This window comes from Siccibacter turicensis LMG 23730 (genome assembly GCF_000463155.2).
Taxonomy (GTDB): Bacteria; Pseudomonadota; Gammaproteobacteria; order Enterobacterales; family Enterobacteriaceae; genus Siccibacter; species Siccibacter turicensis.
Genome location: NZ_AWFZ01000071.1, coordinates 1 through 289 on the forward strand (window position 1 = coordinate 1; position 289 = coordinate 289).

At 55.7% G+C, this 289-nt stretch carries 1 rRNA gene; it reads right to left on the reverse strand.

Annotated features, from left to right (window positions below):
• Positions 1-289 (reverse strand): 23S ribosomal RNA (locus tag DW58_RS19710); the annotation flags it as partial.

The window sequence follows — 289 nt, forward strand, 5'->3', positions numbered from 1 at the left end:
TCGCCTTTCCCTCACGGTACTGGTTCACTATCGGTCAGTCAGGAGTATTTAGCCTTGGAGGATGGTCCCCCCATCTTCAGACAGGATATCACGTGTCCCGCCCTACTCATCGAGCTCACAGCCTGTGTGCCTTCGTGTACGGGGCTGTCACCCTGTATCGCCGGCCTTTCCAGACCGTTCCACTGACACACAAGCTGATTCAGGCTCTGGGCTGTTCCCCGTTCGCTCGCCGCTACTGGGGGAATCTCGGTTGATTTCTTTTCCTCGGGGTACTTAGATGTTTCAGTTC